The following is a 20,664-nucleotide window of genomic DNA, read 5'->3' as shown; positions in this document are numbered from 1 at the left end:
GCGATGACGCCCACTGCCGCCCCGCTCGACTTATTGCTCCTGCCGACCTGGCTGGTCCCCGTCGAACCCGCTGGCGTGGTGCTCAAGGAGCATGGCCTGGGTATCCGTGACGGCTGCATCGTGTTTATCGGGCCGCGGGCGGCGGCGCTCAAGCTTGAGGCCAGCGAGGTGCGCGAGCTGCCCGGCATGCTGCTCAGCCCGGGCCTGATCAACGCCCACGGGCATGCGGCGATGAGCCTGTTTCGCGGCCTGGCCGACGACCTGCCGTTGATGACCTGGCTGGAAAAACACATCTGGCCCGCCGAGGCCAAGTGGGTCGATGAAGCCTTCGTCCGCGATGGCACCAACCTGGCCATCGCCGAGCAGCTCAAGGGCGGCATCACCTGCTTCTCGGATATGTACTTCTACCCCAAGGTCGCCAGCGACTGCGTGCACAACAGCGGCATGCGCGCACAGATCGCCATTCCGATCCTGGATTTCCCGATTCCCGGCGCCAGCAGCGCCGATGAGGCAATGCGCCAGGGTATCGAGCTGTTCGGCGACCTCAAGCACCATCCCCGCATAAAGATCACGTTCGGGCCCCACGCGCCTTACACCGTCAACGATGACAACCTGGAGAAAATCCGGGTGATCGCCGAAGAGCTGGACGCCGCAATTCATATGCATGTGCACGAAACCGCCTTTGAAGTGCAGCAGGCCGTGGAACAGACCGGCGAGCGGCCATTGGCGCGCCTGGGACGCCTTGGCTTGCTGGGCCCGCGCTTCCAGGCCGTTCATATGACCCAAATCAGCGAGGATGACCTGGCTTTGCTGGTAGAAAGCAACACCAGCGTGATCCATTGCCCGGAATCGAACCTGAAACTGGCCAGCGGCTTCTGTCCGGTTGAACGCCTGTGGCAGGCTGGCGTCAATGTGGCTATAGGCACTGACGGCGCCGCCAGCAACAATGACCTGGACTTGCTGGGCGAAACCCGCACGGCGGCGATGCTGGCCAAGGCGGTCGCCGGCTCGGCGACCGCGCTGGACGCCCATCGCGCGCTGCGCATGGCGACCCTCAATGGCGCGCGGGCGATGGGCCTGGACGGCCAGATCGGCTCGCTGGAAGTCGGCAAGGCCGCAGATATCGTCGCCTTCGACCTTTCGGGGCTGGCGCAACAACCGATCTACGATCCGGTCTCACAGCTTATCTACGCTACCGGTCGCGATTGCGTGAAACACCTTTGGGTCGCCGGCAAGCAGTTGCTCGACGACCGACGATTGACCCGCATGGATGAAGCACAGTTGACCGCCACGGCCATTGCCTGGGGCCAGCGCATCAGCGGGCACAGCGAATAAACCGATTTATCAGATTCAGAGGATTCACCATGAGCAACGTCGACCACGCCGAAATCGCCAAATTCGAAGCCCTGGCCCACCGCTGGTGGGACCGTGAAAGCGAGTTCAAGCCCCTGCACGACATCAACCCGTTGCGGGTCAACTGGATTGACGAACGCGTCAACCTGGCCGGCAAGAAGGTGCTGGATGTGGGTTGCGGCGGCGGCATCCTCAGCGAAGCCATGGCCCAGCGTGGCGCTACCGTGATGGGCATCGACATGGGCGAAGCGCCGCTGGCCGTGGCCCAGCTGCACCAGCTGGAATCCGGCGTGAGCGTGGAGTACCGCCAGATCACCGCCGAAGCCCTGGCCGAGGAAATGCCCGAGCAGTTCGACGTGGTCACCTGCCTGGAGATGCTCGAGCACGTGCCCGACCCGTCTTCGGTGATCCGCGCCTGTTTCCGCATGGTCAAGCCCGGCGGCCAGGTGTTTTTTTCCACCATCAACCGCAATCCCAAGGCTTATCTGTTCGCGATCATCGGCGCCGAATACATCATGAAGCTGCTGCCGCGCGGCACCCATGACTTCAAGAAATTCATCCGCCCGTCCGAGCTGGGGGCCTGGAGCCGTCAGGCCGGCCTCAGCGTAAAAGACATCATCGGCCTGACCTACAACCCACTGACCAAGCACTACAAGCTGGCCAGCGACGTTGACGTCAACTACATGATCCAGACCCTGCGCGAGGAGTAAGCCTGTGAAGTTGCGAGCGGTTCTCTTCGACATGGACGGTACCCTGCTGGACACCGCGCCGGACTTTATCGCCATCTGCCAGGCCATGCGCGCCGAGCGTGGCCTGGCGCCGGTCAATCCGCAGCACATCCGCGATGAAATCTCCGGTGGCGCGCGGGCCATGGTCGCCGTGACCTTCTCGATGGACCCGGAGTCGCCAGGCTTTGAAGACCTGCGCCAGGAATTCCTCGAGCGTTACCTCAAGGACTGCGCGGTGCACAGCAAACTGTTCGACGGTATGGCCGAACTGCTGGAAGACATCGAGAAGGCCAAGCTGATCTGGGGCGTGGTCACCAACAAGCCGGTGCGCTTTGCCGAGCCGATCATGCAGCGACTGGGCCTGGCCGAACGCTCGGCCGTGCTGATCTGCCCGGACCACGTGACAAACAGCAAGCCGGACCCGGAACCCATGCTCCTGGCGTGCAAGCTGCTGAACCTGGACCCGGCCAGCGTGTTGTTCGTGGGCGATGATTTGCGTGACATAGAGTCCGGCCGCGACGCCGGTACGCGCACGGCGGCGGTCACCTATGGCTACATTCACCCGGATGACAACCCGCGTCACTGGGGGGCGGATGTGGTGGTGGATCACCCGCTGGAACTGCGCAAGGTGCTGGATAACGCGCTGTGCAGTTGCTGATGACACACCGATCCTGCTGACTGATGAAGATCCAAATGTGGGAGGGGGCTTGCCCCCGATGCGGTGGGTCAGTTTCTGCATGTGTTGACTGACACACCGCTATCGGGGGCAAGCCCCCTCCCACAGGGGATCGGCGGCGATCTGAAGTCTGTGCTGAACCTGTTGAATTTTGTCGAGGCTATTTATGTTTGATTACGCTGCACCTCCGGAACTGCTCAAAGGCCGCATCATCCTGGTCACCGGTGCCGGCCGTGGGATCGGCGCCGCTGCGGCGAAAACCTACGCGACCCACGGCGCCACCGTGCTGCTGCTGGGCAAGACCGAAGCCAATCTGGCCCAGGTGTATGACGAGATCGAAGCGGCGGGCCAGCCGCAGCCGGTGGTGATCCCGTTCAATCTGGAGACTGCCCTGCCCCATCAATACGATGAGCTGGCGGCGATGATCGAAAGGGAATTTGGCCGCCTCGACGGCCTGCTGCACAACGCCTCGATCATCGGCCCGCGCACACCGATCGAACAGTTGTCCGGCGAGAACTTCATGCGGGTGATGCACGTGAACGTCAACGCGATGTTCATGCTGACCAGCACCTTGCTGCCGCTGCTCAAACTGTCCCAGGATGCGTCGGTGGTGTTCACTTCCAGCAGCGTCGGGCGCAAGGGCCGGGCCTATTGGGGCGCCTATGGTGTGTCCAAGTTCGCCACTGAAGGCTTGATGCAAACCCTGGCCGATGAGCTGCAGGATGTGGCCGCCGTGCGCGCCAACAGCATCAACCCGGGCGGTACGCGCACCAGTATGCGAGCCCAGGCGTACCCAGGGGAAAACCCGATGGAAAGGCCAGCGCCGGAAGAGATCATGCCGGTGTACCTGTATTTGATGGGGCCGGACAGTGCGGGCATCAATGGGCAGGCGTTCGATGCGCAGTAGCCACTAACACAAGACATAAGTGGAACAAAATGTGGGAGGGGGCTTGCTCCCGATAGCGGAGTGCCAGCCAACAGATTAATTGGCTGATCCACCGCTATCGGGAGCAAGCCCCCTCCCACATTGGTATTGCAGCGCTTGTCAGTTTTTCACCACTTCCTCGAGGGTGAAGCGCCCCAACGGGTTCTGCAGGAAGTTGCTCACATTCTTGCGTGAGATGTTGATATACGGGCTGTAATACAGATCGATCCAGTTCACATCCTGCTTCGCCAGTTTCTGCAATTCCACGTACATCTGCTCACGCTTGGCCGGGTCGGCCTCGATGCGCGCTTGTGCCACCAGCGCCTTGACCTTGTCGTTCTGGTAGCGGGTCATGTAATTCTGGTTGGTGTCGTGGCCCAGCACGAAGGTGGTCTTCTGGTCCGGGTCGAGGATGTCGTTGGTCCAGTACATCACCGAAATATCGTACTCACCGTCCACCAGCATCTGCCAGCTCTGGGTCGGGTCGACTTTCTGCAGGTTGGCGGTGACGCCGACCTTGGCCAGTTGGTCCTTGATGATCACTGCGATCTGCTCGTCAGCTTCATTGCCGGCATTGACCACATAGTTCAACTTCAAGTCCGTGGCGCCCGCCTCTGCCAGCAGCTTTTTGGCCGCAGTCGGGTCATACGGGCGCTGCAGGTTATTGGAGTAGTGATACAGCGAGCCTTTGGGGATGTAGGAATACGCCACGGTGCCTTGCCCGTAAGTGGCGGTCTTTACCAACGATTGTTTGTCGATGGCCATGTCCAGCGCTTCACGCACCTGCGGCTTGGCCAGCAGGCCGTGCGCGTGGTTGATCAGCAGGTGATCTTCGCGGGTGGACGGGTCGGCGTGGATCACCACGTTCGGGTCTTTCTTCAGCTCCTCAACGCGGGAGAAAGGTACGAAGATCGCCGTGTCCAGCTCGTTGTTCTGCACCATGCGCATGCGTGTGTTGTCGTCGGTGACCGACACCCATTCCACGCCGTCCAGGCTGACCTTACTGGCCTGCCAGAAGTTCGGGTTCTTCTTCAGGATCACGCGGTCGCCCTTGCGCCATTCGTCCACGGTGAACGCGCCGGAGGTCACCGGGTTTTCCGAGTAGGCGTCTTCGCCCATGCTCGTCATGGCTTTTTCCGACAGGATCGACACCGTTGGCGAGGCCAATTGCGAGAGAAACGCCACCGCCGGGGTTTTCAGGGTGACCACCAGCGTCTTCGGATCGCTGGCCTTGGCGGTGTCGATCAGGCTGAACGGGTCACTCCACAGCGACGCCTTGTTATCGCGGATGCGCAACAGGCTGAACGCCGCATCGCTGGCGGTGATCGGCGATCCGTCCGAAAACTTCGCCTCGCGTAGTTTAAAAGTGTAGGTCAGGCCGTCCTTGGAAATATCCCAGCTTTGCGCCAGGCCCGGTTCCATTTTGGTGCCCAGGTTATCCACGCGCACCAGGGTGTCGTAGACGTTGGCGAACACCAAGGTATCGCGGTTCTGCGCGCTTTTGATCGGGTCAAAGGTGGTGCTGTCTTCACGGCAGCCGATGGTCAGGACGCCGGCGGCCTGGGCCAGGCCGGCAGTGAGGGACCAGGCGGTCAGCGTGGCGGCGGCGAGCAATTTCAAATGGCGCGATTGCATGTCATAACTCCTTGTTCATGATGGGCAGGAAGGATCAAAGGGTGTTCAAGCACGCAACTGTATCGATGCTCATGCAGCGAGTGGGTGGGCGGTAACATCACGGAACACATGGCGCGGGCATACCGGCAACGCGGGTGAAACGCGCAACCGGTGGGCAGGTTCAGTGGGCTGGGTGGTTCGCCGGGCAGCGGCTGCGCCGGTAACGGACGATGCGGGTCAATCTGTGGAATCGCCTCGATCAACGCCGCCGTATAGGGGTGACGCGGTGCCGTGAACACCGCTTCCACCGGCCCCTCCTCGACGATCTTGCCCAGGTACATCACCGCCACGCGGTCGCACAGGCGCCGCACGATGGCCAGGTCGTGGGCGATAAACAGGATCGCCAGGTTCATGCGCTGTTGCAATTGCAGCAGCAAGTTGATGATCTGGCCCTGGATCGACACATCCAGCGCCGCCACGCATTCGTCGGCGATGATCAAGCGCGGCTCCACCGCCAGCGCCCGTGCGATCCCCACGCGCTGGCACTGGCCGCCGCTGAGGGAGCCCGGCTTGCGCGACGCCAATTCAGGCCGCAGGCCGACCAGCTCGAGCAGCTCATCGACACGGGCGCGGATGTTTTCCGGGGCGACCTTGCGCTGCACCCGCAACACTTCGGCGAGGGTTTCGCCGAGAGTGAGGCGCGGGTTCAGGGCGGCGTAAGGGTCCTGGAAAATCATCGCGGTTTCCTGGCGCAACCGCGCAATATCGATGGCGCTGCCCTGGGCCATGTCGACACCGTCAAACAACACCTGCCCGGCGCTGATCGGGTTCAGGTGCAAAATCGCCCGTCCCAACGTACTTTTACCGCTGCCGGACTCGCCCACCAGCCCGAGGGTTTCACCGGCCGCCAGGTTCAGTGAAACCCCGTTCACCGCCCTCACCCACTGCTTGTTCAACCCGAACAGGCCAGTGCCGGACGCGGCAAAGCGCACCTCCAGGTCCTTGATCTGCAGCAGACTCATGGGCGTTCTCCGAGGGGATAGTGACACGCCACCCGTGCGCCTTCCGGCAACAGCGTCGTACACAGCGGGCCGACCTGCGGGCAGCGGGGGTTGAAACGGCAGCCGTCAGGCAATGCGTCGAGCAGCGGTGGCTGGCCAGGGATAGTGCGCAGCAATGCATGACCGCTGCTGTGGGCCGGCTGGCAGTCGATCAGCCCGGCGGTGTAAGGATGCCGGGGATGGGCGAGCAGTTCGTATTTGCTGCCGTGTTCGCACAGGCGCCCGGCGTACATCACCGCGATGGAGTCGCAGCTTTGCGCCACTACGCCGAGGTCATGGGTGATCATGATGATCGACAGGCCACGCTTGTCGCGAAGGTCGAGCAACAGCCGCAGGATTTGCGCCTGCACCGTCACATCGAGGGCGGTGGTGGGTTCGTCCGCGATCAGCACCTTCGGGTTGCACCCCAGGGCTACCGCAATCATCGCGCGCTGGCGCATGCCGCCGGAAAATTCATGGGGGTAGTTGTCGACCCGCGCTTGCGGGTCGGGAATACCCACTTGACGCAGCACGTCGATGGCCTGCAGGCGCGCGTCTTTTTTCGATGTGCCCTGATGCAGGCGGATGCCCTCGGCGATCTGCTCGCCGATACGCATCAACGGGTCCAGGTGACTGCTGGGGTTCTGGAAAATCATGCCCAACTGCCCGCCCCGGATGGTACGCATGCCGGCTTCATCCAGGCGCAACAGGTCCTGGCCGGCCAACTGTACTGCGCCGCCTTGTACGCGCAGGTTGGACGACGGCAACAGGCGCATCAGCGCGCGACAGGCCAGGGTCTTGCCCGAACCGCTTTCACCGACCAACCCCAGGATTTCGCCTTCGGCCAGGTCAAAGGACACGCGGTCGACCAGGCACAGCTCGCGCCCGGCGTTATTGGCGATCACACTGAGGTCGCGCACCTGCAGCAGGCTCATGAACGAGCCCCCAACACTTGCGCCACACCATCGGCCAGCAGGCTGAAGCCCATGGCCAGGGTCACGATGGCCAACCCTGGAAAGGTGCAGATCCACCAGGCGGTGGTGATGAAGGCCTGGCCTTCGGCGACCATCGTCCCCCATTCAGCGGTCGGCGGTTGCACGCCCAGGCCCAGGTAGCTCACGGCCGCACCGTTGAGCAGCACCAGCACCGCGTCGGACATGGAAAACACAATCGAGCCGAACAGCGCATTGGGCAGCAAATGCCGGAACAGGATGCGCCCATGGCCAAACCCCAGGCTCTTGGCGGCCAGGGCGAACTCGCTTTCCTTGAGCACCAGGATCTGCGAGCGGATCAACCGCGCATACGACACCCAGCCCACCAGCGCCATGGCGATGTAAAAGCTCTGCAGCCCAGGCCCGAGAATGGCCATGATCGCCAGCATCAGCACCAGGAACGGAAACGCCAGCACCACGTCGATCACGCGCATGCACACACTGTCGAAGCGCCCGCCGATATAGCCGGACACCGCGCCGACGAAGGTACCGATCATGAACGGGAAGATCACCCCGACAATCGCCAGTTGCAGGTCGATGCGCGCGCCCCAGATCACCCGTGAAAGGATGTCGCGGCCGTAGTTGTCCGTGCCGAACGGGTGCGCAATGCCGGGCGCGAGCAGACTCATCTCGGTGTTCTGCGCGATGGGGTCGTAGGGGGCGATCCACGGCGCGAACAGCGCCAGGGTCAACCATGCAAACAGTATCAACAGGCCCCACGCGGCAGTCAGGCGACCGTTGCCAAAACCCAGGCGCAGGCGCCAGGGGGCGACCAATGGGCGGCTGTTCATTGCATCTTCACCCGTGGGTCGAGGGCCACCGTCACCACGTCGGCGACGAAGTTGACCACCACCGTCGCACAGGCCAGTACCATCGCCACGCCCTGCACCACCATGTAATCGCGGGTAAAAATACCGCGCACCAGCAACTGGCCGATGCCGGGAATGGCGAACAGGCTTTCGATGACCACCGTGCCGCTGATCAGCCAGCCGATATTCACTGCCAGCAGGTTAACCGCCGGCACCAGCGAGTTGGGCACCACATGACGGCGGAACACGGCGGCTTCAGACAGCCCCCGCGCCCGTGCCGCGGTGACATGGTCGGCCTGCAGTTCCACCAGCATGCTCGCGCGCAGATTACGCACCAGCACCGCCGACAGTGCGAGCGCAATGGTCAGACACGGCAGCAGCATATGGTGGGCCTTGTCCAACCAGGTGCGGCCATAACCGGACACCGGAAACAGGCCCCATTGCACACTCAACAACAGGATCAGCATCAGGCCCAGCCAGAACGCCGGCATGCCCAGGCCGACCGTGGTGAACACGCGAATCAGGGTGTCGGGCCAGCCGCCTTTATTGCGCGCCGCCAGCGTCGCCAGCGGCACCGCGATCAACAGCGCCAGCACCACGCTGCCGAGCACCAGTACAAGGGTCGGCTCGATGCGGGTGACGATCAGCTTGAGGGCGTCGACCTTGTACAACAGCGATTGGCCGAGGTCGCCCTTGAGCAGGTTCTTCAGGAAATAGAAGTATTGCAGCCACAACGGCTCATCGAGGCCGTACTGGGCGCGGATTTTCAGCAACGCGTCCGGCGTGCTGCGCGAGCCCAGCAGCGCACGCGCCGGATCGCCCGGGATCGAGCGCACCAGCACGAAGGTGATCAAACTGATGCCCAACAGCACCGGCAACAACTGCAGGGGCCGGGACAACACGAAACGGTAGCGGGCCAGGTTCATCCATCAGCCTCGGTGGCGGGCGAGAAAGTCCAGCAGCACCGGGAAATACGCCTGGGGTTCTTCGTAGAACGGCATATGGCTGCTGTTGGGAAATACGTGCAATTCGGCATGCCGGGCCGCCATTTTCATACGCATGGCACAGGCCGGGGTGAGTTCGTCGTGCTGGCCGGTGGTGATCAGCATCGGCATGCTGAAGTCGGCCATTTCGGCGATGCGGTTCCAGTCCTTGAGGTTGCCGACATACAGGAATTCGTTGGGGCCTTGCATGGTTTCGTAGGGCCCCATGTTCCAGTCGCCGAGGGAGCGTTTGACCGGCTCCGGCCATTCATCCAGACGGCAGACGTGGCGGTAGTTGAGCAAGGTGATCGCGGCTTGATACTGCGGGTGGTCGAGGGTGCCCATGGCTTCATGACGTTGCATCATGGCCACGGTTTCACTGCCGAGGGCGCCGCGCAGGCGCTCAAGCTCCTGGGACAGGTGCGGAATATCGCCGACGGTGTTTTCGAGGATCAGGCTTTTCAGCGCATCGGGATAATGAATGGCGTACTCGATGCCCAGCCAACCGCCCCAGGAGTGCCCGAGCAAGTGCACACGGCCCAGGTCCAGGGCCTGGCGGACGGTTTCAACTTCTTCGACATAACGGCCGATTTCCCACAGGGAAACGTCGTTCGGTCTGGCTGATGCGCCGGTGCCAAGCTGGTCGAATGCAACCACTCGCAGGTTATGTTCTTTGAGCCAGCCATGGGCGTCGCGCAAGTAGTCACACGGCAGGCCCGGGCCGCCGTTGAGGCACAGCAGCACCTCATCGCCTTCGCCAAAGCTGTAGACCACGAGATTATGGCCGTCGACTTGCACGTTGTACCGCTGGTCGGGGGCTATTTCACGCCACATGCATACATTCCTTGTGTTGTATCGGCCTGGCAGGTAGTGGCCGTTTATCACGTCAACACTACCGAGGATGCCGCGCGTCCATAACCTAGCGTTTCTTATAGGTTTGGCCTGGCAGTCCTTCGCCGGGGCGTGGCATTCTACTTGCAGCAAGTCGAGATTCAAATGAATTCGGGAGCAGAACGGATGCTGGCCAAGCTAACTGCCTTCAATAGTCGTCTGATGCCGGGCAGGAGCCTGGACGAGCAGATGGACAATACGTTTATCCTCGCCCAACAGTTGGGCTTCGATGCGCTGGTGTACGACTACACGCCAGTGCCTATCGACCTCAACGGTGCGCTGATCACGCCCTCGGTGCTGCAACTGCGCAACACGCCGACCGACTGGCACGCCTTGTGGTGCAGCGAAGGGTTCTACCAGATCGACCCGGTTCAACATTTGGCCTTGAACAGTGTGTCGCCATTTGTCTGGTCTTATGAGGCCAAGGCCGAGACTGCCCTGCAAACGATCATCGACCCCTGCCATGCACCCGTTTCGTCCTACCTGCACGAACAGCAGTTGACCTGCGGCGTCAGCGTACCGATCCACCTGCCCCGCGGTGGCTTCGCCTCGTTGACCGGCCTGCGCACCGGCACGGCGAGCACGGTATTGAAGGATGCGCAGCAAACCTTGTCGGACTTCAGCGTGATCAGCCATGCGTTACAGGAGGCGGCTTACCCTTTATTCAACAAAGCGTTGCGCACCTACCCGCATATCCACCTGACCAAACGCGAGCGCGAGTGCCTGAAATGGGCCGCCGATGGCTTGACTGCGGCCGAGATCGCCGCGCAATTGAGCCGTTCGCTGGCGGTGGTCACCCTGCACCTGGCGTCGGCCATGCACAAATTGGGCGCCAAGAACCGCGTGCAGGCGGTGGTGCGAGCCACGCACTACCGGTTGCTGGACGATTGATCCTTAGGCAAAACCTAGCTGTTTTGCTAGTTACCTAAACGTTGCGTGCAGACTATCGTAGCCCTGATCCTTTTTTCAGAGCAGGGTACGAAATGGAATTCATCGAGAAAGTCCGCGAAGGCTACGCACCCTTCGGCGCCTATCAGACGTGGTATCGCATCACCGGTGAACTGGCGACAGGCCGCACACCGCTGGTGATCATCCATGGCGGACCCGGCTGCACCCACGATTACGTCGACGCGTTCAAGGATGTCGCCGCCAGCGGCCATGCGGTCATTCACTACGACCAGCTGGGCAATGGCCGCTCGACGCATTTACCTGACAAACCCTCTTCCTTTTGGACCATCGGCCTGTTCCTCGACGAGTTGAACAACCTGCTCGACCACCTGCAAATCAGCGATAACTACGCGATCCTCGGGCAATCCTGGGGCGGCATGCTCGGCAGCGAACATGCCATTTTGCAGCCCAAGGGCCTGCGTGCCTTTATCCCGGCCAACTCACCGACGTGCATGCGCACCTGGGTCAGCGAGGCCAATCGGCTGCGCAAATTGTTGCCCGAAGGTGTGCATGAAACCCTGCTCAAGCATGAGGCCGCCGGTAACTACCAGGACCCGGAATACCAAGCTGCTTCGCGGATTTTCTACGACCAGCACGTGTGCCGCGTCAACCCATGGCCGGAAGAGGTGGCGCGCACCTTCGCCCAGGTCGATGCCGACCCGACGGTGTACCACGCCATGAGCGGCCCGACTGAGTTCCATGTGATTGGCAGTTTGAAGGATTGGAATGTGATTGGCCGACTGTCGGCCATCAAGGTGCCGACCCTGGTGATCTCCGGCCGCCATGACGAAGCCACGCCGTTGGTGGTCAAGCCGTTCCTGGATGAAATCCCGGACGTACGCTGGGCGCTGTTCGAAGACTCCAGCCACATGCCCCATGTGGAAGAACGCCAGGCGTGCATGGGGACAGTGGTGAAGTTTCTGGATGAGGTGTGCTCAATGCAGCACACGGCGCTCAAAGCTGGCTGAATTCCAATGTGGGAGGGGGCTTGCCTTAAGGCTTTTTGTAGGAGCGAGCTTGCTCGCGAAAAACTCACAGGCACTGCGTTCATTCAGAAAGCACGCGTCACCGTTGACGTTTTTCGCGAGCAAGCTCGCTCCTACAGACTGGCATCAGGCCTTACTTCCTCCCACATTCAAACCTCACTGGTCTCGGGCTTTGCGGCTTTCTTCAAGCTATCCGCCACCAGCGGAATCTCCTTACCTTCGGCATCGAACAACTTCCCACCTCGGTAGTAATCCCCATCGCGCAGCGCCGCCACGTCGCGAAAGCACAAACTGCGCTCAGTCCCCGCCACGAATACCGATTGCTGGTCCGAGTTACCGGCGGTGAAATGGTTGAACGTCAGGTTCAGCAAGATCGCCATGATCGCCGACGAACTGATGCCCGAATGGAAAATGGTCGCGAACCAGCTGGGAAACTGGTCATAGAAACTGGGGGCAGCGATGGGGATCATGCCGAAACCGATACTGGTGGCCACGATGATCAGGTTCATGTTGTTGCGATAATCCACCTTGGACAGCGTGCGAATACCACTGGCGGCCACCGTGCCGAACAACACAATGCCGGCCCCGCCAAGCACCGATGTGGGCACGGCGGCAATCACCCGGCCCATGAACGGCAACAGGCCCAGCACCACCAGGAACACCCCGCCCGTTGCCACCACGAACCGACTCTTCACGCCGGTGACCGCCACCAGGCCGACGTTCTGGGCGAATGCGCTTTGCGTGAAGGAGCCGAAGATCGGCGCGAACATGCTCGACAGCATGTCGGCGCGCAGGCCATTGCCGAGGCGTTTGGAGTCGACTTTAGTGTCGATGATCTCGCCCACCGCCAGGATGTCCGCCGAGGTTTCCACCAGCGTGACCATCACCACGATGCACATGGAAATAATCGCCGCCACATGAAAGGTCGGCATGCCGAAATGGAAGGGCGTGGGGAAACCGAACATGGGCCCCTGGGTGACGGCGGAGAAGTCGGCCATACCCAAAAACACCGCGATCAGCGTGCCGATCACCATCGCGAGCAAAATCGACAAGCGCGAGATGGCTGCGCTGCCGATTTTGCTCAACAGCAACACCAGCACCAACGTCAGTGCAGCCAGGCCGATATTCGACATGCTGCCGAAATCCGCCGCGCGGCTGTTGCCGCCCATGGCCCAGCGCGCCGCCACGGGCATCAGGGTCAGGCCGATGGTGGTAATCACGATACCGGTCACCAGCGGCGGGAAAAACTGGGTGATGCGTGAGAACACCGGAGTGATCAACAAACCAATGAACGACGCGGCCATCACCGCGCCGAGAATCGCCGGCACGCCCCCTGCCCCGTCGCTGCCGACGATCGCCACCATCGTCGCCACACCCGCGAACGACACGCCCTGCACCAGCGGCAGCTGACAACCGAAGAACGGCAGGCCAAGGGTTTGCAACAGCGTGGCCAGGCCGCCGGCAAACAGTGACGCGGCGATCAACAGGCCAATATCCGCAGGTGACAACCCGGCCGCCTGGCCGACGATCAACGGTACAGCAACGATGCCGCCGTACATGGTGAGCACATGCTGCAGGCCGTAAGCCATGTTGGCGGCGACGCCTAGATTTTCATCTTCGGGCCGCTGCGGTGACGCCTTCGGGATAGTCATAGTGAGGGGTCTCTGTTTTTGTTGTGCGCTCACTGTATGCAATGTTCAGACTGTATGTCCATAGAGTTGTATACAATCGTTCAGACAAGATACCCTGCCGCGGCGTTACAAAAACAATCCGGCCGTCATGAGCCAGAACGCCAAAGGAGCCAACAGAATGAAAAAGGCATTGCAGGGCGCAACCGTCGCATTGACCCTCCTCGGCGGTGGCGAGGCTGTCGCAGTGGAGTGGATGAACAACAGCCTGGGGTTTCGCTACGGCCAGCACTTCACCAACCCGAACAACCCCGACGACTTCAGCAAGCGCATCTACAGCTTCACCCACGCCAGCGGCTACCAGTACGGCAGCCATTTTCTGAATCTCGATGTATTCCTTTCCGACAGCAAAGACCCGCGCAAGGGCACCGACCACGGTGGCAGCGAGGTGTACGCGGTGTACCGGCACCAACTGTATGCCTCACGGGTGTTCGACACGCCGCTGGGCACCGGCCCGGTCAAGGACTACGCGCTGACGCTGGGTTTTGATGCCAACCGCAACAACAACGTCGCTTCCGCCAAAAAACGCGCCCTGGTCATCGGCCCCACCTTGAAATTCAATACCGTCGGTGTGCTGGACCTGAGCCTGATGTACTACAAGGAAAAGAACCACACAGGCATTCCCGGCGCGCAGGAATCGAACCACATCTTTGACGACACTTACATGCTCAACCTGACATGGATGCGCCCGTTCGAGATCGCCAACCACGCGGCGAAATTCCAGGGCTTTATCAATTACGTGGGGGAGAAAGGCGAGGATTATCATGGCCGCGGTACTGCGCCGGAAGCCCTGATGCGCACCGCGCTGATGGTGGCGGTGCGGCCGGGCAAGAGCGTCAAGCCGAACCTGTACCTGGGCGTGGGCTACGAGTACTGGCATAACAAGTTCGGCGTGGACGGTGGCCGGGGTAGCCGCACATCAACGCCGACGGTGAATCTGGAAGTGACGTTCTAATTGAAGAAACACAATACAAATGTGGGAGGGGGCTTGCTCCCGATAGCAGTGGGTCAGCTAGCCTAGCTGGCACTGATACACCGCTATCGGGGGCAAGCCCCCTCCCACATTTTTACCGCATTGTCAGCTCAGGCGCTGGCCAGTTCGGAAGCATTACCCTTCGGTCGCGCCAGCCAATACCCCAGCACAGCCAGCGGCGCGGTCGCCAGCATAACAATTACCGTAATCAACAACGGCTGCTCGATCATGGAGGACACCAACAGGCTGGCGAGAAAGCACAAGCCCAACTGCAGGGTATTTTGCAGTGCCGCCGCCTTGCCGGAATTTTCCGCAAAGGGCATCAGCGCATTCGCTACCACGATCGGGTAGCTGGCACCGTTGCACAGCGCCATCAGGCAGAACGGAATCAGCAAGGTGGTAAGGGTCGGCACGGTCAGGGTTGCAACCAGATACAGCGCCACCATGCTCAGGCAATAGAACGCGAGCAGCCACGGCAGCAGGGTCTTGCCCGGCAAACGTTGCAAGGCGCTGCGGCAACTGTAGCCGCCGACCAGAAACGCCAGGGTCGGCAACACGTAGCTGAGGCCGATGTCATTCGGGCTGTAACCCATGCCGCCGAGGATAAATGGCGAAGCGGTCAACCAGGCAAAGAAACTGGCGGAGCAGGCGGCAAATATCATGACGTTGCCGGTAAATACCCGTGAAGTGAGCAGCTGTGCATAGCCCAGGCGCACCGGTGCGTCCGTCTGGCGCTTCGGCGCGCTGCGCAGGAACACGGTCGGCAGCAACAAGAGCAGCGACACGCCCAGCAATACGCCGAAAATCGCCTGCCAGCCAAAGTGATTCAACACCATCGCGCCCAACAGCGGCGCCAGAGCCGGCGATAGCGACATCAGCGGCATGATGCTGGCGAACACGCGGTGCGCCTTGTCGGCCGGGTAGCGATCAATCACCAGCGCCTGCCAACTCACGGCGGCGGAACACACACCGATCGCCTGGATAAAACGCAGCGCCCACAGCTGCGGCGCGGTCTGCACCCAGAACATGCCCAGGCACCCCAGTACAAACAGGCTCAGCCCCGTAAGCAGCACCGGCTTGCGCCCGAGCCGGTCGGACAACGGCCCCCACAGCAACTGCCCTAGCGCAAACCCGGCGAGGAAAATACTCAAGCTGGCGCCCACGGCCCCGGCGCCAATCTGCAGTTGCGCACCCATGGCGCCAAACGCCGGCAAATACATGTCCATGGCGAGATAACCGAGCATGCTCAGCCCCGCCAGATACCACGTGAAACCAAAAGAATTTTTCATTGAAGCCTTGTAGATCCTGCCATCAAACTATTTGCTGACTGGCGCCCATTATGAAGCTGACAGTTTTGCTGTGAAGCGATAATAATTGGACACTCTTATCAATAATTTTGAAGGCAGCCGCCATGTGGTCCGAATACTCCCTGGATGTGGTCGATGCCGTCGCACGCCACGGCAGCTTCAGCGCCGCCGCTCAGGAACTGCATCGCGTACCGTCGGCCATCAGCTATACGGTGCGTCAGCTTGAGGAATGGCTGGCGGTGCCGCTGTTCATACGACGCCACCGTGACGTGGAGCTGACGCCCGCCGGCCGGCTGTTTATAGACGAAGCCCGGGGCGTGATGAAAAAAATGCTCGGCACACGGCGCTTGTGCCAGCAGGTGGCCAATGGCTGGAGCGGGCAATTGAAGGTGGCAGTGGATTCCATCGTCAAGCCGCAACGCTGTCGGCAACTGGTGCTGGATTTCTATCGGCAGTTTCCCGAAGTGGAATTGCTGCTGGAGTACGAGGTGTACAACGGCGTGTGGGATGCCCTGGCGGATGAGCGCACCGACATCGTGATCGGCGCTACCAGCGCGGTGCCGGTGGCCAGCCACTTCACATTCCACGACATGGGCCTGTTGAACTGGCTGTGCGTGGTCAGCGCCAAGCATCCCTTGGCGGCGATAGAAGGCCTGCTCAGTGACGATCAACTGCGCCCATACGCCTCCCTGTGCATGACCGACACCTCACGCAACCTGCCCAAGCGGGACACCTGGACCCTGGATAACCAGCGGCGTCTGGTGGTGCCCAACTGGTCCTCGGCGCTCGATTGCCTGCGCGATGGCTTGTGCGTCGGCATGGCCCCGGCGCATCAGGTGCTACCGTGGATCGAGCGCGGTGAGCTGGTGGCGCTGCAACTGCACCGGCCCTTCCCCGCCAGCCCGTCGTGCGTGGCGTGGGCGCAGAACAAACTGTCGCCGGCCATGGCGTGGTTGTTGGAATACCTGGGGGATACCGAAACCATGAATCAGGAATGGCTGAATGGCAATGACCTTTAAAGGTGACGCAGATCCCCTGTGGGAGGGGGCTTGCCCTAATGCCAGTCAGTTAAGCGTACACCGCCGTCTGTAGGAGCGAGCTTGCTCGCGAAAAACGTCAACGATAACGCGCGCTTTCTGAATGAACGCGGTGCCTGTGAGTTTTTCGCGAGCAAGGGCTAGCCGCCCGCCTCGTTCCTACAAAAAGCCTTAACTGACTGGCATTAGGGCTTGCCCCCGATAGCGGTGTATCAATGACAGATGGACTGACTGAACCACCGCCATCGGGGCATAGGTATCTACACAACTTTGGCGTGGCCCTGAACCTGTGGCGGCCCAGGAGCCGAAGCCTCTCTAACTGATGCCCCGCGACCTAATGTGGGAGGGGCGGTGCGACGATTCGACTTGCTCCCGATGACGGCCTGACAGCCGACCAGGATGTTTGATCTGAGCGAGTACATATCCGTTGCTGCGGTAACGGCTGCTATGGGTTCCGCCCTTACGGCGTCTCACTTTTGAAAAGCGCAAAAGTAAGCAAAACGCTCTTGCCCCACCACTCGGCACCTCGCCCCGGCTCGGTGTGCCCGTAATCCGACATTGATTTGGGGGGCCGCCGCCACGCGCCATCCATGGCGCGGGGCGGCTAAACCGGCATCCCTGCCGGTTTACCCCCCAAATCACTGTCGGATTCCGGCCAGCGTGGTTTAACGGGGCGCCTAGATCAAAAGCAAGATCAAGAGCGACTCGCTTCGCATCGTGGTTACCGTAGGCCGATGCTACAAAAGTTGTGTAGATACCTATGGCCATCGGGGGCAAGCCCCCTCCCACATTTTGATCGGGTTTTACTCAAGTAGGCGGGTGATCGCCCTTACGATCATCTCGACTTCCTTGGCATCCAGCGTCAGCGGTGGCAGCAGGCGGATGGTCTTGCCGCGCGTCACGTTGATCAGCAGCCCATGCTCCTGCGCCGCACGCTGGGCCAGCTCGCGATACGGGCGAGCCAGTTCGATGCCGATCATCAGGCCCTGCCCCCGAATCGCCACTACCTGCGGATGCTCGCTCAATTCCACCCGCAACCGCGCCAGCAGTCGTGCACCTTGTTGCGCAGCGTTCTGCAGCAAGCCTTGCTCTTCAATGATGTCCAGCACCGTGCAGCCCACCCGGCAGGCTAACGGGTTGCCGCCAAAGGTGCTGCCGTGACTGCCGGGGGTAAACAACTGGCCGACGGCGGCCCGGGCCAGGCAAGCGCCGATGGGTACGCCATTGCCGAGGCCTTTGGCCAGGGTCATCACGTCCGGGGTAATGCCTTCGTGCTGGAAGGCGAACCAAGCGCCGGTGCGGCCAATGCCGGTCTGGATTTCATCCAGCATCATCAGCCAGCCGTGGCGTGTGCAGTGATCGCGCAGGGCTTTCAGGTAGCCGGGGGGCGCGGGCAACACGCCACTTTCGCCCTGGATCGGTTCGAGCAGCACGGCCGCTATGCGCGTGCCGAATTGTTCAGTAATGGCTTCGAGGGCCGCCAGATCGCCAAACCCGACCTTGAGAAAATCCCCCGGCAAACGCTGGAAACCCAGGCGCACCGAGGGCCCGTCACTGGCCGCCATGGTGCCGAGGGTACGCCCGTGGAAGGCGTTCTCCATCACCACCACCAACGGCTCTTCAATGCCTTTTTTCCAGCCATACAAGCGTGCCAGTTTCAGCGCCGTCTCGTTGGCTTCGGCGCCAGAGTTGTTGAAGAACGCGCAGTCCAGGCCGGATAGCTGAGCCAGGCGCCGGGCCAACTGCTGCTGCCAATCGATGCTGTAGAGGTTGGAGGTGTGCAGCAGCATGCCCGCTTGCTCGCGGATCGCCGCCACCAGCCTTGGGTGGGAGTGGCCCACATTCGTCACCGCCACACCGGCCACCGCGTCGAGGTATTCACGGCCCTGCTGGTCCCACAGGCGCGTACCCAGGCCACGGGTGAAGCTCAGGGCCAAAGGTTGATAAGTGGTCATCAGGCAGGCGGCGGTCATGGTGGCAAGCTCCAGTGCATCGTGAGGATGGGTGCAGTATCGTTAGCCACCCGTGCTGGATAAACTGCACATTCCTGCAATGACTTTGAACCAGGGCTTGATAATGGATGTGTTCCAGGCAATGTCGGTGTACGTGAAAGTCGTGGAGACCGGCAGCATGACTGCCGCCGCACAGGAATGCGGAATGTCGACCACCATGGTCGGCAATCACCTGCGCGCGCTGGAGCAGCGCCTGGGGGTCAGCCTGCTCAAGCGCACCACGCGCAAACAAAGCCTCACGGAATTCGGCGGGGAGTACTACCAGCGCTGCCTTGAGGTGCTCGCGCTGGTGGCCGACTCCGAACTGCTGGCGGAGCAGATCCACAGCGAAACGCCCAAAGGCTGCCTGCGTATTACCGTGCCACCGGTATTCGGCAGCGAACGCCTGGTGCCGGCCTTGAGCGAATTTTCCCAGCGCTACCCGCAGATCGACCTGTACGTGGTGCTGAGCAATGAGCGGATGGACTTGGTCGACAGCGGCTTCGACGTGGCAATCCGTCTCGGCGACTTGGGAACCTCCAGCCTGATCGCCCGGCCACTGCAGGATTACACCCTGACCCTCTGCGCGTCGCCTGATTACCTGGCGCGACGCGGCACCCCGTCGACGCCCGATGACTTGCGGCACCACAACTGCCTGGCGTTCGCCTATCCGGCGAACGACAACTGGCGCGACACCGACAAGCTGTGGCGCATGACCGACGAGGACGGCGAGGTAGAGGTTCCGGTCTCCGGCTCATTGACCATCAACAGCTCGCAGGGCTTGCGCCAGGCGGCCGTCAATGGGATGGGCATCAGCATGCTGGCCGACGCCCTGGTGCAGCAGGACCTGGAGAGCGGCAAGTTGGTAGCCTTGCTGACCAGCTATCAACTGTCCAGCCGCCCCATGCATCTGCTGTATCGCCAAGACCGTTACCGCTTGCCCAAGCTGCGCGCCTTCGTCGACTTTGCCATGGAGAAGTGGGCGCGCTAGAAGCCCACCCCCAGCCTGCGCAAATGGGCGGAAGTACGCTCGGCCGACACATGGTGAATACCCTGCCAGCCAAGGGCCACAGCCGCTTCGACATTGCCCGCGACGTCATCGATAAACACCACTTCGCCAGGCTGGACATCCGGCAAATGAGCGCGCACCTGAGCGAGGCTGGCATGGTAGATCGCAGGGTCAGGCTTGATCAGTTTCAACTGGCCCGAGACGACGATATCGCGGAAAAACTGCAGGAACGGATAGTGCTCGCGGGCATAGGGAAAGGTTTCCGCCGACCAGTTGGTCAACCCGAACAACGGCATTTTCGCTTGATGCAATGCAGTGAGAATTTCAACACCTTCTGGCAATTCGCCACGCAACATCTCGTGCCAGCGCTCGTAATAAGCCTGGATCAGGCTCTGATATTCGGGGTGTTGCTCAATCAGGTGGCGGGTGGCTTCGGCGAGGGTGCGACCAGCATCCTGTTCGGTGTTCCAGGCCTGGGTGCAGATATTGTCGAGAAACCATTGCCGCTCCTGCTCGTCGGCAATGAGCTTGCGGTACAGATGTTGCGGGTTCCAGTCAAACAACACACCGCCGAAATCAAACACGACTGCACGAATCGTCATGGGTCCTCCTGTTTGCGCACATGGATGACGCAGTCTTGCATGCCGGAGCAAACAGCAAAAGGTAAGCCACGGTAGGACCGTTCTGAAAAGTGAAACGCCCACTCACATCGCC

19 protein-coding genes are annotated in these 20,664 nt (G+C 61.3%); 9 read left to right on the top strand and 10 right to left on the bottom strand.

Annotated features, from left to right (window positions below; all coding sequences use genetic code 11):
* Window positions 1-3 precede the first annotated feature (3 nt).
* The 4 genes from C4J85_RS07595 to C4J85_RS07580 all read left to right on the top strand — a co-directional run bounded on the left by C4J85_RS07595 (window position 4) and on the right by C4J85_RS07580 (window position 3,664).
* On the top strand, window positions 4-1,335 hold the full coding sequence (locus tag C4J85_RS07595) for a TRZ/ATZ family hydrolase (RefSeq protein ID WP_124409343.1): 1,332 nt from the start codon (window positions 4-6) through the stop codon (window positions 1,333-1,335).
* Between the two features lie 29 nt (window positions 1,336-1,364).
* The gene (ubiG, locus tag C4J85_RS07590) at window positions 1,365-2,063 is read left to right on the top strand and encodes a bifunctional 2-polyprenyl-6-hydroxyphenol methylase/3-demethylubiquinol 3-O-methyltransferase UbiG (protein WP_124361853.1); all 699 of its coding nucleotides are present in this window, start codon (window positions 1,365-1,367) and stop codon (window positions 2,061-2,063) included.
* A 4-nt stretch (window positions 2,064-2,067) separates the two neighbouring features.
* Window positions 2,068-2,739 (top strand): N-acetylmuramic acid 6-phosphate phosphatase MupP, encoded by a 672-nt coding sequence (gene mupP / locus C4J85_RS07585; RefSeq protein WP_124409342.1) that lies wholly within the window; start codon window positions 2,068-2,070, stop codon window positions 2,737-2,739.
* A 184-nt stretch (window positions 2,740-2,923) separates the two neighbouring features.
* Entirely contained in the window at window positions 2,924-3,664 is a 741-nt protein-coding gene (locus C4J85_RS07580) for a YciK family oxidoreductase (RefSeq protein WP_124409341.1), read from the top strand.
* Between the two features lie 138 nt (window positions 3,665-3,802).
* Here the strand turns inward: C4J85_RS07580 and C4J85_RS07575 are convergent, their stop codons facing one another.
* The 6 genes from C4J85_RS07575 to C4J85_RS07550 are packed head-to-tail and all read right to left on the bottom strand — an operon-like array spanning window position 3,803 to window position 9,954.
* Window positions 3,803-5,317 (bottom strand): ABC transporter substrate-binding protein, encoded by a 1,515-nt coding sequence (locus tag C4J85_RS07575; RefSeq protein ID WP_124409340.1) that lies wholly within the window; start codon window positions 5,315-5,317, stop codon window positions 3,803-3,805.
* Window positions 5,299-6,318, bottom strand: a complete 1,020-nt coding sequence (locus C4J85_RS07570) for an ABC transporter ATP-binding protein (RefSeq protein WP_124366319.1) — start codon at window positions 6,316-6,318, stop codon at window positions 5,299-5,301. The genes C4J85_RS07575 and C4J85_RS07570 overlap by 19 nt, the downstream gene beginning before the upstream one ends.
* Window positions 6,315-7,271, bottom strand: a complete 957-nt coding sequence (locus tag C4J85_RS07565) for an ABC transporter ATP-binding protein (protein WP_124366318.1) — start codon at window positions 7,269-7,271, stop codon at window positions 6,315-6,317. The genes C4J85_RS07570 and C4J85_RS07565 overlap by 4 nt, the downstream gene beginning before the upstream one ends.
* Window positions 7,268-8,119 carry an ABC transporter permease gene (locus tag C4J85_RS07560; protein ID WP_124409339.1) on the bottom strand — a complete coding sequence of 284 codons (852 nt, stop codon included), beginning with the start codon at window positions 8,117-8,119 and terminating at the stop codon, window positions 7,268-7,270. Before C4J85_RS07560 ends, C4J85_RS07565 begins: the two co-directional genes overlap by 4 nt.
* Window positions 8,116-9,063: an ABC transporter permease gene (locus C4J85_RS07555; protein ID WP_124361846.1), complete on the bottom strand. Its 948-nt coding sequence runs from the start codon at window positions 9,061-9,063 to the stop codon at window positions 8,116-8,118. Before C4J85_RS07555 ends, C4J85_RS07560 begins: the two co-directional genes overlap by 4 nt.
* Window positions 9,064-9,066: 3 nt before the next feature.
* Entirely contained in the window at window positions 9,067-9,954 is an 888-nt protein-coding gene (locus C4J85_RS07550) for a proline iminopeptidase-family hydrolase (protein ID WP_124409338.1), read from the bottom strand.
* Window positions 9,955-10,137: 183 nt separating this feature from the next.
* Between C4J85_RS07550 and C4J85_RS07545 the strand changes: the two genes are divergently transcribed.
* Both C4J85_RS07545 and C4J85_RS07540 read left to right on the top strand, forming a co-directional pair.
* Window positions 10,138-10,902, top strand: coding sequence for a LuxR family transcriptional regulator (locus C4J85_RS07545; protein WP_124370070.1), 765 nt, complete (start codon window positions 10,138-10,140; stop codon window positions 10,900-10,902).
* A 92-nt stretch (window positions 10,903-10,994) separates the two neighbouring features.
* The gene (locus tag C4J85_RS07540; protein WP_124366314.1) at window positions 10,995-11,927 is read left to right on the top strand and encodes a proline iminopeptidase-family hydrolase; all 933 of its coding nucleotides are present in this window, start codon (window positions 10,995-10,997) and stop codon (window positions 11,925-11,927) included.
* A 167-nt stretch (window positions 11,928-12,094) separates the two neighbouring features.
* Here C4J85_RS07540 and C4J85_RS07535 read toward each other — a convergent pair whose 3' ends face one another.
* A complete protein-coding gene (locus C4J85_RS07535; RefSeq protein WP_124406626.1) occupies window positions 12,095-13,597 on the bottom strand; it encodes a nucleobase:cation symporter-2 family protein in 1,503 nt (500 codons plus the stop codon).
* A gap of 157 nt (window positions 13,598-13,754) precedes the next feature.
* Between C4J85_RS07535 and C4J85_RS07530 the strand changes: the two genes are divergently transcribed.
* Window positions 13,755-14,588 carry a nucleoside-binding protein gene (locus tag C4J85_RS07530; RefSeq protein WP_124409337.1) on the top strand — a complete coding sequence of 278 codons (834 nt, stop codon included), beginning with the start codon at window positions 13,755-13,757 and terminating at the stop codon, window positions 14,586-14,588.
* A 128-nt stretch (window positions 14,589-14,716) separates the two neighbouring features.
* Here the strand turns inward: C4J85_RS07530 and punC are convergent, their stop codons facing one another.
* Window positions 14,717-15,895 (bottom strand): purine nucleoside transporter PunC, encoded by a 1,179-nt coding sequence (punC, locus tag C4J85_RS07525; RefSeq protein ID WP_124366311.1) that lies wholly within the window; start codon window positions 15,893-15,895, stop codon window positions 14,717-14,719.
* Between the two features lie 122 nt (window positions 15,896-16,017).
* On the opposite strand from punC, the gene punR reads away from it, so the two are divergent.
* The gene (punR, locus tag C4J85_RS07520; protein WP_124409336.1) at window positions 16,018-16,932 is read left to right on the top strand and encodes a DNA-binding transcriptional activator PunR; all 915 of its coding nucleotides are present in this window, start codon (window positions 16,018-16,020) and stop codon (window positions 16,930-16,932) included.
* Between the two features lie 821 nt (window positions 16,933-17,753).
* On the opposite strand, the gene C4J85_RS07515 is transcribed toward punR, so the two are convergent.
* Complete coding sequence (locus C4J85_RS07515) at window positions 17,754-18,923, bottom strand: aspartate aminotransferase family protein (protein WP_124409335.1); 1,170 nt, start codon at window positions 18,921-18,923, stop codon at window positions 17,754-17,756.
* A gap of 103 nt (window positions 18,924-19,026) precedes the next feature.
* Here C4J85_RS07515 and C4J85_RS07510 point away from each other — a divergent pair, with 103 nt between their 5' ends.
* Window positions 19,027-19,932, top strand: coding sequence for a LysR family transcriptional regulator (locus tag C4J85_RS07510; protein WP_124409334.1), 906 nt, complete (start codon window positions 19,027-19,029; stop codon window positions 19,930-19,932).
* Here the strand turns inward: C4J85_RS07510 and C4J85_RS07505 are convergent.
* Entirely contained in the window at window positions 19,929-20,552 is a 624-nt protein-coding gene (locus C4J85_RS07505; RefSeq protein ID WP_124409333.1) for an HAD family phosphatase, read from the bottom strand. The genes C4J85_RS07510 and C4J85_RS07505 overlap by 4 nt on opposite strands.
* Window positions 20,553-20,664: the final 112 nt, after the last annotated feature.

This window comes from Pseudomonas sp. R4-34-07 (assembly GCF_003852375.1).
Taxonomy (GTDB): Bacteria; Pseudomonadota; Gammaproteobacteria; order Pseudomonadales; family Pseudomonadaceae; genus Aquipseudomonas.
The sequence above is the reverse complement of the archived record's forward strand: the minus strand, read 5'-3'. Positions and strand labels throughout refer to the sequence as shown.

Coding starts and splice junctions, on each gene's coding strand:
- C4J85_RS07595 (WP_124409343.1), top strand. CDS start 4: ATGACGCCCACTGCCGCCCCGCTCGACTTATTGCTCCTGCCGACCTGG.
- ubiG (WP_124361853.1), top strand. CDS start 1,365: ATGAGCAACGTCGACCACGCCGAAATCGCCAAATTCGAAGCCCTGGCC.
- C4J85_RS07580 (WP_124409341.1), top strand. CDS start 2,924: ATGTTTGATTACGCTGCACCTCCGGAACTGCTCAAAGGCCGCATCATC.
- C4J85_RS07575 (WP_124409340.1), bottom strand. CDS start 5,317: ATGCAATCGCGCCATTTGAAATTGCTCGCCGCCGCCACGCTGACCGCC.
- C4J85_RS07570 (WP_124366319.1), bottom strand. CDS start 6,318: ATGAGTCTGCTGCAGATCAAGGACCTGGAGGTGCGCTTTGCCGCGTCC.
- C4J85_RS07565 (WP_124366318.1), bottom strand. CDS start 7,271: ATGAGCCTGCTGCAGGTGCGCGACCTCAGTGTGATCGCCAATAACGCC.
- C4J85_RS07560 (WP_124409339.1), bottom strand. CDS start 8,119: ATGAACAGCCGCCCATTGGTCGCCCCCTGGCGCCTGCGCCTGGGTTTT.
- C4J85_RS07555 (WP_124361846.1), bottom strand. CDS start 9,063: ATGAACCTGGCCCGCTACCGTTTCGTGTTGTCCCGGCCCCTGCAGTTG.
- C4J85_RS07550 (WP_124409338.1), bottom strand. CDS start 9,954: ATGTGGCGTGAAATAGCCCCCGACCAGCGGTACAACGTGCAAGTCGAC.
- C4J85_RS07545 (WP_124370070.1), top strand. CDS start 10,138: ATGCTGGCCAAGCTAACTGCCTTCAATAGTCGTCTGATGCCGGGCAGG.
- C4J85_RS07540 (WP_124366314.1), top strand. CDS start 10,995: ATGGAATTCATCGAGAAAGTCCGCGAAGGCTACGCACCCTTCGGCGCC.
- C4J85_RS07535 (WP_124406626.1), bottom strand. CDS start 13,597: ATGACTATCCCGAAGGCGTCACCGCAGCGGCCCGAAGATGAAAATCTA.
- C4J85_RS07530 (WP_124409337.1), top strand. CDS start 13,755: ATGAAAAAGGCATTGCAGGGCGCAACCGTCGCATTGACCCTCCTCGGC.
- punC (WP_124366311.1), bottom strand. CDS start 15,895: ATGAAAAATTCTTTTGGTTTCACGTGGTATCTGGCGGGGCTGAGCATG.
- punR (WP_124409336.1), top strand. CDS start 16,018: ATGTGGTCCGAATACTCCCTGGATGTGGTCGATGCCGTCGCACGCCAC.
- C4J85_RS07515 (WP_124409335.1), bottom strand. CDS start 18,923: ATGACCGCCGCCTGCCTGATGACCACTTATCAACCTTTGGCCCTGAGC.
- C4J85_RS07510 (WP_124409334.1), top strand. CDS start 19,027: ATGGATGTGTTCCAGGCAATGTCGGTGTACGTGAAAGTCGTGGAGACC.
- C4J85_RS07505 (WP_124409333.1), bottom strand. CDS start 20,552: ATGACGATTCGTGCAGTCGTGTTTGATTTCGGCGGTGTGTTGTTTGAC.